At 68.5% G+C, this 16,401-nt stretch carries 14 protein-coding genes; 3 read left to right on the top strand and 11 right to left on the bottom strand.

What is annotated here, in order from left to right; all coding sequences use genetic code 11:
• Positions 1-10: 10 nt before the first annotated feature.
• From ACWD38_RS02775 to ACWD38_RS02750, 6 genes are read right to left on the bottom strand one after another with little or no spacing between them, the layout of a single operon-like run.
• Positions 11-796, bottom strand: coding sequence for a class I SAM-dependent methyltransferase (locus ACWD38_RS02775; protein WP_450123209.1), 786 nt, complete (start codon positions 794-796; stop codon positions 11-13).
• Positions 772-2,055 (bottom strand): MFS transporter, encoded by a 1,284-nt coding sequence (locus ACWD38_RS02770; protein WP_184482139.1) that lies wholly within the window; start codon positions 2,053-2,055, stop codon positions 772-774. Before ACWD38_RS02770 ends, ACWD38_RS02775 begins: the two co-directional genes overlap by 25 nt.
• Positions 2,052-3,080, bottom strand: coding sequence for a dipeptide epimerase (locus ACWD38_RS02765; RefSeq protein ID WP_450123208.1), 1,029 nt, complete (start codon positions 3,078-3,080; stop codon positions 2,052-2,054). The genes ACWD38_RS02770 and ACWD38_RS02765 overlap by 4 nt, the downstream gene beginning before the upstream one ends.
• Positions 3,077-4,105, bottom strand: coding sequence for a PLP-dependent cysteine synthase family protein (locus ACWD38_RS02760; protein ID WP_221316761.1), 1,029 nt, complete (start codon positions 4,103-4,105; stop codon positions 3,077-3,079). The genes ACWD38_RS02765 and ACWD38_RS02760 overlap by 4 nt, the downstream gene beginning before the upstream one ends.
• A gap of 53 nt (positions 4,106-4,158) precedes the next feature.
• Entirely contained in the window at positions 4,159-4,992 is an 834-nt protein-coding gene (locus tag ACWD38_RS02755) for a hypothetical protein (RefSeq protein ID WP_246457082.1), read from the bottom strand.
• Positions 4,989-6,257 carry an ATP-grasp domain-containing protein gene (locus ACWD38_RS02750; RefSeq protein WP_184482142.1) on the bottom strand — a complete coding sequence of 423 codons (1,269 nt, stop codon included), beginning with the start codon at positions 6,255-6,257 and terminating at the stop codon, positions 4,989-4,991. Before ACWD38_RS02750 ends, ACWD38_RS02755 begins: the two co-directional genes overlap by 4 nt.
• Positions 6,258-6,479: 222 nt before the next feature.
• Between ACWD38_RS02750 and ACWD38_RS02745 the strand changes: the two genes are divergently transcribed.
• Together ACWD38_RS02745 and ACWD38_RS02740 are read left to right on the top strand one after the other, a co-directional pair.
• Positions 6,480-7,796 carry an alpha/beta fold hydrolase gene (locus ACWD38_RS02745; protein WP_450123207.1) on the top strand — a complete coding sequence of 439 codons (1,317 nt, stop codon included), beginning with the start codon at positions 6,480-6,482 and terminating at the stop codon, positions 7,794-7,796.
• Between the two features lie 135 nt (positions 7,797-7,931).
• Entirely contained in the window at positions 7,932-8,894 is a 963-nt protein-coding gene (locus ACWD38_RS02740) for a hypothetical protein (protein ID WP_184482144.1), read from the top strand.
• 172 nt (positions 8,895-9,066) lie between these two features.
• On the opposite strand, the gene ACWD38_RS02735 is transcribed toward ACWD38_RS02740, so the two are convergent.
• From ACWD38_RS02735 to ACWD38_RS02720, 4 genes are all read right to left on the bottom strand, one after another.
• Complete coding sequence (locus ACWD38_RS02735; RefSeq protein WP_184482146.1) at positions 9,067-9,999, bottom strand: patatin-like phospholipase family protein; 933 nt, start codon at positions 9,997-9,999, stop codon at positions 9,067-9,069.
• Between the two features lie 62 nt (positions 10,000-10,061).
• Positions 10,062-10,505: an alternative ribosome rescue aminoacyl-tRNA hydrolase ArfB gene (gene arfB / locus ACWD38_RS02730; protein WP_221316764.1), complete on the bottom strand. Its 444-nt coding sequence runs from the start codon at positions 10,503-10,505 to the stop codon at positions 10,062-10,064.
• 28 nt (positions 10,506-10,533) lie between these two features.
• Positions 10,534-11,598 (bottom strand): 3-deoxy-7-phosphoheptulonate synthase, encoded by a 1,065-nt coding sequence (locus tag ACWD38_RS02725; protein WP_450123206.1) that lies wholly within the window; start codon positions 11,596-11,598, stop codon positions 10,534-10,536.
• A 144-nt stretch (positions 11,599-11,742) separates the two neighbouring features.
• Positions 11,743-13,101, bottom strand: a complete 1,359-nt coding sequence (locus ACWD38_RS02720; protein WP_184482150.1) for a serine hydrolase domain-containing protein — start codon at positions 13,099-13,101, stop codon at positions 11,743-11,745.
• On the opposite strand from ACWD38_RS02720, the gene ACWD38_RS02715 reads away from it, so the two are divergent.
• Positions 13,079-14,164 carry a CPBP family intramembrane glutamic endopeptidase gene (locus ACWD38_RS02715; RefSeq protein ID WP_450123205.1) on the top strand — a complete coding sequence of 362 codons (1,086 nt, stop codon included), beginning with the start codon at positions 13,079-13,081 and terminating at the stop codon, positions 14,162-14,164. The two genes, ACWD38_RS02720 and ACWD38_RS02715, sit on opposite strands and share 23 nt — an antisense overlap.
• 58 nt (positions 14,165-14,222) lie before the next feature.
• Here the strand turns inward: ACWD38_RS02715 and ACWD38_RS02710 are convergent, their stop codons facing one another.
• Entirely contained in the window at positions 14,223-16,292 is a 2,070-nt protein-coding gene (locus tag ACWD38_RS02710) for a transglycosylase domain-containing protein (protein WP_221316765.1), read from the bottom strand.
• Positions 16,293-16,401 lie beyond the last annotated feature (109 nt).

Here is a 16,401-nt window from a genome sequence, read left to right as displayed (position 1 = left end):
CACCACGAACTCAGGTGGTGCGCTGGGCGATGAGGTGGAGGCGGTCGCCGGAGAGGCCGGTGCTGAGGTCCGCGCTGGGGTGCCAGGTCGGGTCGGTGCGCGGGCCGGGGTGGTCGAACATGGCGAGCACGTCAAAACCCGCTTGGGCGAGGATTCGGCGGAGTTCTTGTGGGAAGAGCAGGCGCCAGGCGGATCTTTGGGTGAGTTCTCGGCCGCAACCCGGCCAGTCCCATACCCGTTCCCGTCGCAGCAATTGCTCGGCGTGGTCGATCCACAGCCGGGTCCGGGACCGGTACGCCGCCCCTTTCCACTGCACGGACCGTTCCCGGATTCCGTCGAGCAGCTCGGAGTTGCCGAGGAAGAAAGCCCCGTTGCGCATTTCGGCGATGAGCAGCCCACCAGGTCGCAGGTGTGCGCGACACCGGTCGAGGAAGTCGTCGAGATCGGAATTCGTGTGGCAGTACAGGAATGCGCTGTCGAGGCACGTGACGGCATCGAATGCGGTATCGAGCCGAAAGGTGCGCATGTCGGCGAGCGCGAAGGTTCCGTCGGGGCATTGCCGTTGCGCGTGCTCGATCATCCGCGGCGACGTGTCGATTCCGGTCACGGAATACCCGTTGCGCGACCAGTGCGCGGCATCGCGACCGCTGCCGCAGCCGACGTCGAGGATGTCCTCCCCGCCGCCGTACCGGCCGATCAGGTCGAGGACGAATCGCGCGGCGAGGTGTTCCGGGTCGGGGAATTGCTCCTCGTAGAGCTCGGGGTTGTCGGTCAGGAAGTTGGCATCGTTGTGCACGCGGAGGCTCCTGGTTGCGAAGTCGGTTCCGGACCTACGAGTCCGTTGCGGTGCAGCACGAACACCGCGGCGGCCGAGGCGAGGCCGAGGCCGAGGCACAGCGCCGACGGCGCCCACGGGTGCGCGGCGAGGTCGCTCACCCGGCCGATCACCGCGTTGCCCGCTGCCGCGGTGACACCGGCGGCCAGGTAGAAGACCCCGAAGTAGGTGCCGGAGAGGGCGTTCGGCCCGAAGGAGGGGATGAGGTCGTTGACGAACGGCTGCGCCATCAGCAGCCCGAGGGTGAGCACGAGCGTCGCCACCAGCACCGGGCTGAGCCGGAGCAGCTGTTCGGGCAGGCCGAGCGCGGCGGGCGCATCGGGGATGGCGATCCCGCCGAGCACCGTGGCGAGGAAGGCCAGCCCCATCAGGCCCATGCCCGCCGCGATGGCACCGCCCCGGGACCACTTCCGCTGGCAGCCCCTGGTGATGCGGACTTGGAGCAGCAGTCCGGTCACCGTGGAGACGATGAACACGGCGGCGACGGTGCCGCTGGATCCGGTGAGCCGGGCCGCTTCCATCGGCAGGACCAGGTAGAGCTGGTTCTGCAGGGCGAACATCCCGGTCAGTGCGAGCGTGAACACGAGGAACCTCTTGTTGGCGAGCACGCCGCGCCAGTCCCGCAGGACCGTGTTGCGCGCCGGCGGTACTGCTCTGGGCGGCAGCACCGCGATCTGGGCGGCGGTGAGCAGCGCGAAGATCAGCGCGGCGACGAGCGCGGAGGTGGCGAAGCCGATGACGACGAGCGCACTGCCGAGCAGCGGCCCGATCAGCGCACCGGTGTTCGCGAACACGGTGAACAACGCGAACGCCTCCGCTCGCCGCTCCCCGGTTTCCTGCGCGAGGTAGGAGCGCACGGCGGGGTTGAACAGCGCCCCGGCGAGCCCGCTGAGGATCGAGGCGGCCAGCAGGATCGGCAGCGAGGTGCCGAGCGCGAACAGCCCGAACCCGACGGTGCGCAGCGCGCATCCCGCGATGATCACCCCGCGAGCACCGAGGCGATCGGCCGCGGTGCCGCCGATGAGGAACAGGCCTTGCTGGCTCAGGTTGCGCACCCCGAGCACCACTCCGACCAGGGCGGCGGACATGCCCAGGTCGTGCCCCAGGTAGCCGGCGAGGTACGGGATGAGCAGGTAGAAGCCGATGTTGACGCCGAGCTGGTTGACCAGCAGCACCTGCACCGCGACCGGGAAGCTCCGGACGAGTCGCCACGTCGTCATGTCGCCGACCTCGGTCGCACTCCCAGCCCGGGACGTCCGCTGAGCCGCAGTGTTCCGTCGATCCCTCCGATCCCGTCCCAGGGGTCGTCGGCGAGCAGCAGGTGCCCGTCGAGGTCGGTCCAGCGGGCGAATCCTGCGAGGTGCACGGCGGGGGCGATGCCGAGCGAGCTCGCGACGAGGCATCCGAGCATCACGTCGACACCGGCGGAGCGGGCCGTTTCGATGATCTCGACGGCGGCCTGGATCCCACCGCACTTGGCCAGTTTCACGTTCACCCCGTGCACGGAGGAGCCGAGTTCGCGGACGTCGTCGATCGTGTGCGCGTCTTCGTCCGCGATCACGGGGATGGGGCTGCGTTGCGCGACCCACCCGAGGTCTGCGGGCGTGCCGGGGCGAATGGGTTGTTCGACGGCGGAAATCCCGTGCGGTTCCAGGGTTTCGAGGATGCGCAGCGCCTGTCCGGGCTCCCACGCCCCGTTGGGGTCGAGCAGCAGCCGGGCGTCGGGTGCGGCCGCGCGGATCGCCGCCACCCTGGCCGCGTCGTCGGTACCGTCCCCGAGCTTGACCTTGAGAACGCCGAATCCCTTGTCGACGAGGTCGGTGGCGGTTCGCACCGCTTGAGCCACGTCGACGATGCCGATGGTGCACGCCGTGCGCGCGGTCTCGAATTCCGGCGCGCCGACCAGTTCTCGCACGGCGATGCCGCGGCACTTCGCCGCCAGGTCGTGCACCGCGGCTTCCACGGCACACCGCAGCCCGGGGTCGAGCACGGCCCACCGCCGCGCCTCGACGAGGAGTGCACCGGGGTCGTCGCTGCTGTCGATGACCGGTCGCAGCGCTTCGAGCTGAGTGACGATCCGCGGCACGTCGAGGTCGTAGTACACGCTGGTGACGGCTTCGCCGTGTCCGATGTGCCCGTCGTGCGACACGTCGATCCACACGGCGTCCCGTTCGTGCATGACGGAGCGGGAGATGCGGAACGGCTCCCGCAACCGCAGCGTGCCGGTGTGCCAGGTGAGCTTCACGCGGGCACCTCCGCGGACCGCGCGGGGTCGTGCACGGCACCGCACCGCGCCCAGCCGTGCACTTCGACGGCCGCGGCGTCGGCGATCTCCACCGGCCGGGTCGCCGGTCGTCCGCCGAGCAGGCCGTGTTCGTGGCAGAAGTCGTCGTCGAAGATCGAGTCGAGGTAGCGGTGCGGGCCGTCGGGGAACACGGTGACGACTTGCGAACCGGATTCGCGCCGGGCTTCCCAGCCCGCCACCAAGGCGACCGCGCCGGTGCTCCACCCTCCGCTGACGAAGGAGTGCGCGGCGAGCCTGCGGCAGGCGTCGACGGCTTCGGCCGGACCCACCCAGTGCACCTCGTCGAACTCGGCGTAGGCGACGTTGCGCGGGAAGATGCTGCTGCCGAGCCCCCGCATGAGGCGGCGTCGCGCGGGCTGCCCGAAGATCGTCGAGCCGACGGTGTCGACCCCGATCAGGCGCAGCCGTGGCCAGTGCCGCCGCAACGTGCGGATGATGCCCGCGCTGTGCCCGCCCGAGCCGACGCTGCAGACCAGGGTGTCGGCCGAACCGAGCTGGGCGACGAGTTCTTCCGCCAACTTCACGTACCCGGCCGGGTTGTCCGGGTTGTTGTACTGGTCCGGCCAGTAGGCGTCGGGCAGTTCCGCGCACAGCTGCTGCACCCGATCCAGCCGGGCCTGCTGCCAGCCTCCCGCGGGATGCGGGCGGTCGACGACCTCGGTCCGGACGCCGTGCGCGCGCAGCAGCGACCGCATGCTTCGCTCCAGCTCCCGGTCGACGACGAGGACGACGGGATGCCCGAGCGCTTGCCCAGCGAAGGCGAGCCCGATCCCGAGGGTGCCGCTGGTGGACTCCACGACGGGCGCCCCGGGCCGGAGTTCACCGCGAGAGCGGGCTCCGCGCAGCATCGCGATCGCGGCGCGCGCTTTCATCCCGCCGGCGCCGAGGCATTCGAGCTTCGCCCAGAACCCCGGCTGGTGATCCGGCAGCGGCGTGCTGATCCGGGTGACCGGTGTGTCCCGCATCAGCGACAGCAGGTCCGGGTTGGCCGCTCGGGCCGGGCTGGTGCTGAGGTCGATCAACGAATGTCCTTCCCTGGCTCCGGATTCCGCGGAGCGGAGTAGCGGTAGATCGAGCTGGCGCCGCCGTCGAGCCAGAAGAACGGGTAGGGCTCGGCGGAGATCGCGGTGACACCGGAGCCGAGGAACCACGGCAGCGCCGCGCTCGCGGTCTGCGCGAACATGACCAGCGGTGTTCCGGTGGCGCGCACGTGCGCCAGCAGCGGTTCGAAGGTCTCTCCGCCCGCGACCATCCCGGAGGCCAGCACGGCATCGCAGCCGCCGACCTCGGCCATGGCGTCCCGCACGATCGGTTCGCCCCACTCGGTCACGCCGCCTTTGAAATCGCAGGCGACGTAGTCGATATCGCGGCGGCGGAGCTGGTGCAGCAGCGAGTTCACCACCCCGATCACCAGGACCCGGCGAGCGCCGTCCGGCACCAGTTCGACCACGGCTTCGGCCCGCTGCAACGACTTCTGCAGAGAACTGCCGCGGTGGAGCCGGACCTCCTCCGCGTGCTCGTGGTGCGGGCGCCGCCACATCAAGTACGCGTCCGCGGCCGCGATGCGCACCGCGGGCTCCGGGTGCCGCAGCAACCGGCCGACCGGAGCGCCGACGCAGTCGACGACCAGCTCGTCGGTGAGCGCTCCCGGCTCCACGGCGCACGATCCGACGGCGTCCTCTACCCGCAGGCTCAGCACGTGGTTGCGGTAGGAACTCCCGCGGCCGGAGTGCCGCACGCCCTGCTGGGTGAGGAAGCCGACGCTCACCTCCGCTTCGTCGACCTCGTCGCCCGCCATCCCCGCTCCGACGGCCGCGGTGAACCTGTCCCATGACAGGAAGGCGTCCTTCATGCGCCGACCAGGCCCGCCGCGTAGACGACCTCCACGGAGCCGATCGCCGCTTCGGCACGAGCTCGCGCCGCGCCGGGCGCCGGATCGGTCGTCATGACGTGGCCGAGGTAGTTGTTGTTGCTGTTCGCCGGGCCCGCCACGTGCCCTGCCGCTTTGAAAGCGCTGTCGACGACACCGTCGATCCCGTGAATCCCCTCCGCGCCGTCGATCCGATCGATCGGCCCGGTCCGCGGCGGGAGCAGGAAGGAGATCGCCGCGCTGCCCGCACCGGTCGGTTCGGCCGCCAACCGCGGGGATTCGCCCAGCGCGAGCTGCGCGTGCACCGCGGGCAGGTCGATCCCGGTCACCCTGCGGATGAGCTCGGTGATCTGGTTGCCCGCCGGGCGCGGGTTGACCTCGACGATGCGGGGGCCAGTCGGGGTCAACTTGAGCTCGGTGTGCGTGACGGTGTTGTCCAGGCCGAGCGCCGCGATGGCGGCGACAGCGACCGAGGTGACGGCCCGCTCCGTGTCCGCGTCGAGAGCGGCGGGGAACATGTGCCCCGTTTCGACGAAGCACGATTCGCCCGCGACGCTCTTGTCCGTCACACCGACGACGGTCGTTCGACCGTGCGCGGTCACGGCTTCCACGCTCACTTCGGGTCCGGTCAGCAGCTCTTCGAGCAGCACGGTGCCGCTGCGCCGCTGCCCGCGGGCGTTGACGGGGAAGCCCTCCAGCTCGCGCACCGCTTCGCTGAGTTCCGCCTCGTTCGACACCTTGCGCACGAACATTCCCGCGCACAGGTCGACCGGCTTGATCACCAACGGGAATCCGAGGGCAAGGGCCGCTTCGCGCAGCCCGGAGGCGCCGTCGGCGAGCGCGAACGCCGGCCCCGGCACCCCCGCCTCGCGCAGGGCTAATCGGGTTTGGTCCTTGTTGCAGGCGCGCGCCACCGCTTCCGGCGGAGATCCGGGCAGGCCGAGGCGCTGAGCGAGATGCGCGGTGGCGCCGAGGTAGTAGTCGCACGAGGTGAGCACGCCGTCGAATCCCAGCGCCGGCTGGAGCTTCGCCACGTGTTCGACCAGCGAGGCCACGTCGTTGGTCTCGGCGTGGAGCACGTTCTCCGCGCCGAGCAGGGGATGGGAGCCAGGACGGTTCCACGCGCGCAAGTAGTGCTGCACGTCCCGGGTGAGGAAGCTGAACCGGTGGCCCCCGTCCCGGATTCCTCGGGGCAGCAACGTGCTCATCGCCCCGACCCAGCTTTCCACCATCAGCAGGTGACCCACTCCGACTCCTCCGCACCGTTGCCCACTAGCGGACGGTAACGATAATCATGTTCAATACAGTTGGCAAACCCCATTCAGGTAACACTGGAGTAACTCAGCGTGTTCACTTTGCGACGAAGTCGCGCCACCCTGCTCGCACCTCTGCTCGCGACCCTCCTGCCCCTTCCCGCCGCCACCGCCGAACCGACCGGAGAAATCCACTTCGGACCGTGCCCGACCGACGTGACCGACAACCCTGAAGTCCAATGTGGACATTTACGGGTTCCGCTGGACTACGCGCAGGAAAACGGCCCGGCGATCGATGTCGCCGTGTCCCGCATCCGCGCTTCCGGGACGGCCGCCCAACATCGCGGAGCGCTCCTGGTCAATCCCGGCGGACCCGGCGGCACCGGACTCGACTACGCCGAGAGCAAACGGGCCAAAATGCCCGCCGAAGTGCGGCAGAGCTACGACATCATCGGATTCGACCCGCGCGGCGTCGGCCGCAGCGCACCCGTCGACTGCGGTCCCGCAGGCGGGCTGTTCGACCACCCCCGCCCCGACCCCGTCCCCACCGGAGCCGAACAGGAAAGCGCCTACCTGGACGGGCTGCACCGGCTCGCCGACGACTGCGCCCGCGCCATCGGACCGGCACTACCGCACATCAACACCACGAACACCGCACGCGACATGGACCGGATCAGGCAAGCGCTCGGCGAGCCGCGGTTGAACTACGTGGGCGTGTCCTACGGCACCTACCTCGGCGCCGCCTACGCCGCCGAATTTCCCCAGCGCACCGGACGCATGGTGCTCGACAGCGTCGTCAGCCCCGACGCCTGGCACGACTTCGACGTCCGCCAAGGCTTCGCCATGCTCGACCAGCGCGACGCCCTGTTCGACTGGATCGCCGCACGCCCCGTAATCGGACTCGGCAACGACCGGAACACCGTTCGCGAGCACTACCTGGACGCGCGCAGCAAGCTCCCCACCGGTAAATTCGGGCCGGACGAATTCGACCGGGTCGTCTACCGCGCCCTGTCGCGCACCGAGCGGTGGGAACCGTTCGCCCACGCCCTCAGCCGATACGTGCACACCGGCGACAACACCGCGCTGCGCCCCACCGAGCCCGACGACCACAACTACGAAGCGGCGCTGCGCACCGTCAAATGCGCCGACAGCCCGCGCCCGGCCGTCCACGACGTCCTAAGCGCGGTCCGCGCCCTGCGCGCCGCCGACCCGCAGCCCGTGCTCACCGGCGTGGAAGCCGACACCTGCGCCTTCTGGCCCGAGCCGCGCGAAACCACCCGGCTCGGACATCCCCGCATGCCGCCCGTCCTGCTCACCCAGGCCGAACACGACCCCACCACCCCCCTCGACGGCGCCCGCCGGATGCAGGCCCGACTCCCCCGCTCCCGGCTGATCACCCTCGACGGCAGCCGCTCCCACGGAGCCTTCGCCAGCCAACGCAGCACCTGCCTCGACACCGCAGCAGCCCACTACCTCCTAACCAAATCCCTCCCACCCCCCAACACCCACTGCACCGACCTCCCGCGGCCTTGAGAGCAAGGGAACCTTCCTGTCATCAGTGACAGAAAGGTTCCCTTGCTCGCTTCGCCACACGTGCGCCACGGCGCGGCCGACACACCGACGAATGTTGTGCACTGGCGAAAACCAGCTGTGACCGATAGTGATTGCATGTCATCGACCGTAATCAATCGAAGCATCGTCCAGAACTCCCCGCGTCGCGTGTTCCACGTCCGCGAACTGGAGAAACTCGGCGTCTCACAGTCGACCAGCTACCGCCGCGCTCGAGCAGATGGACCGTGGACCCGACTGCTGCCAGGCATCGTTCTAGTCGCCCCAGGACCGCCCACCACTCATGATCTGATCACGGCCGCACTGTTGCGGGCCGGCCCCACAGCCATGATCACCGGAATGCACGGGGCGCGAATCCACGGCTTGACGGCCCCCGATGAAAACGCCCCAGTTCACGTCCTGATCCCGCACGGCAAGAAGATTCAAGGAAGCGATCAGATCAAGTTCGAACGCACTACCCGACTGCCGCACCCGGTCGTCAAGAACGAGATCCCGTTGGCACCGGCGACACGAGCCGTGATGGACGCGGCACGCACATGGCAACCTCGGGAATCGACGGAGTCACTGCTGATCGAAGCGATCCAGCGAGCTCCCCAATGCTCACCTCGCGCGCTGAAGCAGGAGATGGACCGAGGAAGCAGGCGCGGGACCGGACTTCCCAGGGACATCTTGCACGCCATGACAGCCGACCTCCGCTCACCTGCCGAGCTACACGCATTCAAGCTGATCAAATCATCCGACCTCCCCCAACCGTCATGGAACGTCTCCCTGTTCAGCGCCCACGGCCACTACATCGGGATTCCGGACGCATGGTTCGACGATGTAGCGCTAGCCGTCGAAATCGATTCCTTCGCCTACCACTTCTCCAAATCCGACTATGCGGCGACCACAAAACGCAACACCCGCTACGCGACTCATGGCATCGCGGTGGTTCAAATCCTCCCCACCGATTTGACGAACAACCCCGAGGAAGTCGTCGAGAACATTCGCCGGGCATACCAAGCAGCGGCCCTCAGAACGCGCCCCGAAGTTGAGACTCGAACCATCCCCACCGACCGATGAAGTGAAGGCCCACCTGCTCAACTAGCACGCCCGCACGGCACCGGAGGAACGGCCATCGCCGACCTCCGGGCATTCGCATGTCCAGATTCAGCCGTCACCCATCTCCACTGGGCTCTCGAGCAAGGGAACCTTTCTGTCACAGGTGACAGGAAGGTTCCCTTGCTTCGCGCCTTCAGCTGTAGGTGGCGAGGGGTGGTTGGGTTTGTTCTGGGTTGCCGCTGCTGTCGACTGGACCTGCGGCGAGCGGGCGGGCTCGGGGGTACCAGGCTTCGGCGATGCGCCACGAGGCGTCGATGAGCGCGGCAGAGTGCGAGAACGAGTACTGGGACAGTCCAGCCGTGGACGGCGCCGGGAGAACGTAAAGATCGCAACGGGTCGAGTTCAGCTGCAAATCGAGCCGTGCCGACGCGAGCATCGCAGCACCGAGTGCCGCGCCGTTGACCCCGCTGACCGTTCGAGGAGGCGTGAGCGGCGCCGGCACCGTCGCAACGGAGCCGACGCCGCGCCTGCGGGGTTGCTGCCAGCTGAACGGCTCATCGCCTCCGCATGGCAGTACGAAAACCCGCTCCGCCCCGAGCTCCACGGCTTTGCTGATCGGCATGAACGCTGCGGCTCCCCCGTCCACGAGCCAACGATCGTTCACCTTGAGTGGCGGGAACAGGCCAGGGATGGAGCAGGACGCGACGAGCGCCGGAAGCAGCGGCCCCTGATCGAAGTACACCGCCGCGCCCGTATCGACGTCCGTAGCGGTCACGGTGAGCGGAATCTCCGCTTGCTCGAACGTCCGGTACGGAAGCGTGCGGTGCACCCAGCGCGCGAGCCCGCTGCTCGCCATCAGGTGGTTCGTGATTCCGAGCTTCCCGGCGATGATGCGGCTCGGCTGGATGGGGAAGATGTCGGAACGACGCATCGTGCGCCACAGTTCCCGCAGCTCGCTCGCCCCTCGGCGGGACGGGTCGCGAGCGAGCCAAGCGGCGTTCAACGAACCCGCTGACGTGCCGATCAGCAGATCAGGTTCGACACCAGCTTCGAACAGCGCGGTGGCGAGTCCGGCCTGGACGGCCCCGAACGTTGATCCACCAGGCATCACCCAAGCCGTCCGCATGAGTCCGGTCCTCTCTGGTCGTTCCCGCGATCGAGGCTAACCGGACGGGCGACACGTTCGCCTCAGCCGTCGCCCGGATCTCCGCGCCGTCGCCACTGTTTCACCTGGCCACGGCGTTTCTTACCGTCCAGGCGGCGCCGCCGCGAACCGGCGGTCGGTTTCGTCCGGCGCCGAGGTGGCGGTTCAGGGGCGATCGCTTCGGCCAGCAACGCCGCCAACCGTTCCCGTGCCGCGGTCCGGTTGAGCAGCTGGCTGCGGTGTTCAGAGGCGACGACGGTGAGGACGCCGTTGACCAGGCGAGACTCCAAGCGGCTGAGCGCACGGTCCCGCGTCGGTTCGGGGATCTTCGAGTTCGCCAGGTCGAAGACGAGCTCCACCCGGGAGTCCGTTGTGTTGACGTGCTGCCCGCCAGGCCCCGAGGAACGCGAAAACCGTTCGAATAATTCAGCTGCCGGGACGGTCAGCTTGGAGGTGATGCGCAGGTCTTCGGGCACGCCTCCCAGCATGAGCGTCACGCGCCTTCGACGCTGCTCCTCATGCCAGCTGCAACCAGTTCGCTGAATCACACGTACGCCTGGACGCCCGCACCGATGCGGCCAGGTCCCGCAGCACGGTGGCGGTGTCTTCCCAGCCCAGGCAGGCATCGGTGATGCTCTGCCCGTGGACGGGAGCCGCCGCGTCGATGTCCTGGCGTCCCCCGACGAGGAAGCTTTCCATCATGACGCCGCGGATGGCGTCGACCCCGCTGGCGAGCTGGGCTCCGACTGCCGAGACCACCTTCGGCTGCTTGGTGTGGTCCTTTCCGCTGTTCCCGTGGCTCGCGTCGATGACCACCGCGGGCGGTAAGCCAGCGGCCCGCAACATGGCAGCCGCACGCCGCACCGAGGTGATCCCGTAGTTGGGTCCGCTCTTCCCGCCTCGCAGGATCACGTGCGCGGCTCCGTTCCCCGAGCTGCGCACCCAGTTCACCGCCCCGTCGGGGCCGGACGCGAGGAAGCGGTGCGGGTGCCTCGCGGTGATCACCGCGTCGACCGCGGCCTGGAGCGATCCGCTGGTGCCGTTCTTCATGCCGATCGGCATCGGCAGTGCGCTGGCGAGCTGGCGGTGGACCTGGCTCTCCACTGTTCGAGCACCGATGGCGCCGTAGCTGACGAGGTCTCCGAGGTAGTCCGCCGCGAAGGGACTGACCCATTCCGTGGCGACAGGGAGATCGAGTTCGACCAGGTCGAGCAGCAACCGGCGAGACAGACGGAGCCCGGTTTCGATGTCCGAGGTGTCGTCCAGCGCCGGGTCGGCGAGCAGACCCGTCCAACCGACGGTGGTGCGCGGCTTCTCGAAATAGGCGCGCATGACGATGAGGAGCTCGTCATCGAGTTCAGCGGCCAGTTCGCGCAGGTGGTTCGCGTAGTGCCTCGTCGCCGCCACGTCGTGCACCGAGCACGGCCCCGCGACCACGAGGACGCGGTCGTCTCGGCCGGCGAGGACGCCTTCGATCGACCGGCGCCATGCCGCGACTCTGGTTGCGACCTCGTCGCCGGCGGGGAACTCCGCCAACAGCCGGGCAGGCGAGGTGACCTCGACGACGGACTTCCCACTCACAGGCACGACTCCGATCGACGGCTGCGCGATCAACCCACCCAACAGAGGGCAGCCTAACCTAACCATCGCCCACTGGGTGCGAGGAAGGGAACCTTTCTGTCACCAGTGGCAGAAAGGTTCCCTTCCTCGCATCGAACAACGGGGTCAGGGGGTGGGGGTCCAGGGGGTTGCGCCGCCGGGGATGGGGGCGTTCGGGTCGTACGGGGTTCGGGTGAAGATGAAGGTGTTCAGGTTCAGGTGGGTCGCGGTTCCGTCGGAGGAACGGCCCACGTGGAGTCGCTCGCCCGAGTAGTAGCCGTCCAGGCCGGTCCAGGTGCCGTCCTCGTTCCGGCGGAAACGAGATGCTCGGCCGCGCCCCTGCCACGGCACCAGATCCAGCAGGCCGTCCGGAAGAATCCGCAGCACGTAAGGAGACGGCCCCCAGTACCACTGACCGGTGAGTTCGAGCAGATCAGGCTCGACCCGCGTGCTCGGAGCCCACGCCTCCGGAATCCGCGGTTCGTGCTCGTCGAGCAGGCCGAGCAAGTCCGTGATGAGCGCCGACGACACTCCCGCAGTCGTGTTGGCCATGAAGATGACACCGGTCCGATCCGCGGGATCGGCCATCACGGTCGCCAGGAAGCCGGGCATCGAGCCGGTGTGCCCGGCGAGCCGCCGCCCCTGGTTCCTGATCAGCTGAAATCCGAGTCCGTACCCGGCACGCCAGACGTCTCCGTCGTCCACCGCACCGGCAGCCCGCATCTCCGCGACCGTGTCCGGATGCAGCACCTCGGCCGTCTCACCGGCGATGAACCGCGCCCACCGCAGCATGTCGTCCAAGGTCGACCACAGCTGTCCCGCAGGGGCCATGGCCCCGCCGTCTTCCGCCGGCTCCGGCAACAACACGTCGGCCCACGGGTGGACCGCCCAGCCTTGCGCGTGAGGACTTTCCGGGCCGAAGGTGGTCCGGTTCATGCCCAGCGGCAGGAGGATCTCCTCCCGCACCGACTCGTACCAAGAGCGTCCCCGCAGCCGGGCGACGAGCTCCCCCAGAACCCCGAATCCGGTGTTGGAGTAGTGGAAGCCGTGCCGGGGGCTCGGGCGGACGGCGTCTTCGTCGACACCGGCGATCAGTTCTTCGACCGGGCCGCCTTCGGTGCGTTCCCACCACTGGCCCGCCGGTTCCGCGCTCATCCCGCTGGTGTGCGTCAGCAGGCGGGTGATGCTGCGGTCTCCGATGGCGGTACCTGGGACGTGCTGGTCCAACCTGTCTTCGAGGTTGAGAAGGCCTTCGTCGCGCAGCCGCAGCACCAGGACCGCGATGAACGATTTGGTGATCGAGCCGATTCGGTACTGGGTGTTCGAGGTCGGGGCTTCACCTGACACGAGTCCTCTGCTGCCGGTCCAGAGCGTTTCCCCGTCGCGGACCAGCCCGGCTATCAGCGAGGGGACGCGGTTCTGGCTCTGCTCAACGGCCAGCCGTCTGAGCAGCGCGCGATCAGTGGAAGGCAGCAAGGTCGTCATGGGCTCATGCTGTCACGCCTTTTCCGCGAGGAAGGGAACCTTCCTGTCACCAGTGACAGGAAGGTTCCCTTCCTCGCCGGGTGGGCGGGAGGGGCGGGGGCGTTGGCAGGATGGGGGTGTGGGTGATCGAGTTGATGTTCGGGGTGTGGTGAGCTTCGTCGGGCTGAGCTACCTGGGTACGTGGGTGCTGAGCATTCCGTTGTGGCTGACGGGCGCCGGTTTGACGTGGACGTGGGCGCCACTGCTGCTGGTGGTGATGATGTTCGTGCCCGCGGCGTCCGCGTTCGCGGTCACGAAGTGGATCAGCCCGCGGGACGCGCCGGTGCGCGACCTCGGCGTCACCAATGCCGGTGGCGTCCGGAAGTGGTGGGGCCGGGCGTTGATCGCGTGGTTCGGCCCACCGGTTCTGATGCTGGTCGCGCTGGGTCTCGGCGCGCTGCTCGGGGTTTATCACGCGGACTGGACCGGTTTCTCCGGCCTTTCGGAGCAGTTCGGTCTTGAGGCGGGCGGGGTGGGCGCGCCGTCGCTGTCGTCGTTGGCGCTGATGCAGCTCGTGCAGGTGATGCTGCTCGGCTGGTTGAACGTCATCCCTGCGTTCGGGGAGGAAGTCGGCTGGCGCGGTTACCTGACCACCGCTTTGCTGCCGTTGGGGCAGCCGGCCGCGTTCCTGGTGACGGGCGTCCTGTGGGGCCTGTGGCACGCTCCGCTGCTCATCCTGGGATACAACTACCCGAATGCCCCGATCGTCGTCGCGTTCATCATGATGGTGTGCTTCTGCGCTCTGCTGAGCGCGCTGCTCGGGTGGTTGAGGTTGGCGACCGGCAGCGTGTGGCCCGCCGCGATCGGGCACGGTTTCGTCAATGCCGCGGCCGGTTTCGGCATTCTGTTCAGCGCCGCGGGGCACCCGGTGGACAACGTCACGTCGGGCCTGCTCGGCTGGTCCGGATGGATCGTGCTGGCGCTGGCGATTCTGCTGCTGGTGCTGCTCGGCAAGCTCCCGGTGGTGCTGGTTCGGGAGGCGTCGGGATTGACGCGCGGAGTTCGCCGGCTCAGCCGCCGCTGAACGCGAAGAGGGGCCGTCCGCAGCTCAGCGGACGGCCCTTCTTCGCGTTCGAGCTCGCTTACGGGGCGGGCGGGCCACCCGGCAGCGGCGCGGCCGGAAGGCCTTCGTGGATTCTCGTCATGGCGTCGAACCAGGTCCGGGCAGGCACCTTGCCACCGAAGATGTTGCCTTCACCGCAGAGGAACGGCGGCGACTCGCCACCGCCGTCGCAGATCCCGCGGGGACGCGAGCCGTCGGCGTAGGTCAGCACCGCACCGGCCATCTGCGGGGTCGCCGCCAGGAAGGCCGCGGACTTGCTCTCCTGCGTGGTTCCGGTCTTGCCGATCATGGGCCGGGTCCAGCCCGCCGCGCTCGCCGCGACCTTGGAGGTGCCTTCGGTGTCGTCCTTGCTCATGCCTTGCGCGAGCTGACCGGCGACCTCCGGCGAGATGACCTGCTCGCACGGAGCTTCCTTGATCGGGACCTCGTTGCCGTTGCGGTCGCGGATCTCTTCCAGCGGAGTCGGCGGGCAGTAGGTGCCGCCGCTCATGATGGTGGCGGCCACGTTCGACAGCTCCAGCACGCTGGTGGGCGTGTAGCCGAGGGTGAAGGCACCGCGCTTGTTCTTCTTGACCGCCTCGGCCTGGGACGGCCCGTTGGAACCGTCGTCGTCGAGGGTGGAGCCGCTGCTGTTCACGCCGTTCATGCCTTGGCGCAGACCGAGCTTGGAGGCCATGTCGACGGTGGCGTTGAGGCCGACCTTCTCCTGCAGTGCGACGAAGCCGGTGTTGGGCGAGGTCGCGAGCGCCATCTGCAGGGTGCGGTCCCCTGGCTGGACGCCCTCGGCGTTGCCGACCGTGTACGGGTTCGTCCCGTTCTTGTACACGCTGGAGGTGTAGGTCGCGGGCACGGGGACGTTGTCGTGGATCGTCATGCCCTGCTCGAGCGCGGCGGCGGCGGTGAAGACCTTGTAGATCGACCCCGCACCGAAGGGCTGCACCCGGCTGACGATGTCGTAGGCCGTCTGCCCCGCGTTGGGGTCGTTGCCGAAGTCGCGGTTGGCGACCAGCGCGCGAACCTTGTGCTTGTCCGTTCCCGGTTCGACGACGGACATGGCGTTGGCGATGCCGTCGGTCTGCGTGGGGACCTGCTTCTTCGCGGCTTCCTTCGCCGCGTCGCTGGACTTGCGGTCCAGCGTGGTGCGGATCGTGTAGCCGCCGGTTTCCAGCTTCTCGTCGTCGATGCCGGAACGTTCCAGGTAGTGGCGCACGTACTCGCAGAAGAACCCGTCGGTGGTGCCGTCGCCGATGCCGACGCAACCGTTCGGCGGGCGGCCCAGCTGCGGCGTCAACCCGAGCGGCTCGTTCTTCGCGATCTGAGCGTCTTCCTCGCTGATCCGGAGGCTGTTGTGCGGATCCGTCATCAGGTCGATCACCAGGTTGCGGCGTTCCAGCGCCTCATCCGGGTTGGACCGCGGGTTCAGCGAACCGGGCTGGTTGACGACCGCGGCGAGCAGCGCCGATTGGGAGACCGTCAGCTTGTCCGGGGTGGTGCCGAAGTAGGTCTGCGCGCCGGCGCCCACGCCGAAGGTCTGGTTCCCGACCGGCACCACGTTCAGGTAGCCGGTGAGGATCTCCTCCTTGGTCATGGTGCGTTCGAGCTCAACGGCGATCTTCGCTTCGCGCAGCTTCCGCGCGATCGTCGTCTCCTTGGCCTTCTCCGCGTCGACCTCGTTCTGGGCGACGACGTGCACCAGGTAGTTCTTCACGTACTGCTGCGTGATCGTCGACGCGCCCTGCGCCGTGCCACCGGTGCTGACGTTCTTCGCGAGCGCACGCATCGTGCCCTGCCAGTCGACGCCGTCGTGGTTCCAGAAGCGCTTGTCCTCCACCGCGGTGATCGCGGCCTTCATGTAGCCGGAGATCTGCTCGGGCTTCGTCTCGACCCGGTAGTCCTCGAAGAAGTGCGCGATCGGCTCGCCGTCCTTGTCGGTCACCACCGACACCTGAGGCATGTCCCGCTTGGCCAGTGAACTGGACATGCTCGACATCGCGTCGGTGGCCTGGTTCACCACCGCCCCGGCGCCGGTCGCCATCGGCATCATCAGGAACGCCACCAGCACACCGGCCAGTACGCACAGCCCGAACATCTTCAACAGCACGCCGCTGCGCACGCCTGCCCCAATCACCGCATGTCTTTGACGACCTGGTCTCGACCGCTAGCCGCGGGCCCGGCGCATGCGCCAAGGCGGCGGTTCC

Source organism: Saccharopolyspora sp. NPDC002578 (genome assembly GCF_053592695.1).
The sequence above is the reverse complement of the archived record's forward strand: the minus strand, read 5'-3'. Positions and strand labels throughout refer to the sequence as shown.

Coding starts and splice junctions, on each gene's coding strand:
- ACWD38_RS02760 (WP_221316761.1), bottom strand. CDS start 4,105: ATGCGGGACACACCGGTCACCCGGATCAGCACGCCGCTGCCGGATCAC.
- ACWD38_RS02720 (WP_184482150.1), bottom strand. CDS start 13,101: ATGACGACCTTGCTGCCTTCCACTGATCGCGCGCTGCTCAGACGGCTG.
- ACWD38_RS02710 (WP_221316765.1), bottom strand. CDS start 16,292: ATGTTCGGGCTGTGCGTACTGGCCGGTGTGCTGGTGGCGTTCCTGATG.
- ACWD38_RS02755 (WP_246457082.1), bottom strand. CDS start 4,992: ATGAAGGACGCCTTCCTGTCATGGGACAGGTTCACCGCGGCCGTCGGA.
- arfB (WP_221316764.1), bottom strand. CDS start 10,505: ATGCTGGGAGGCGTGCCCGAAGACCTGCGCATCACCTCCAAGCTGACC.
- ACWD38_RS02770 (WP_184482139.1), bottom strand. CDS start 2,055: ATGACGACGTGGCGACTCGTCCGGAGCTTCCCGGTCGCGGTGCAGGTG.
- ACWD38_RS02735 (WP_184482146.1), bottom strand. CDS start 9,999: ATGCGGACGGCTTGGGTGATGCCTGGTGGATCAACGTTCGGGGCCGTC.
- ACWD38_RS02740 (WP_184482144.1), top strand. CDS start 7,932: ATGTCATCGACCGTAATCAATCGAAGCATCGTCCAGAACTCCCCGCGT.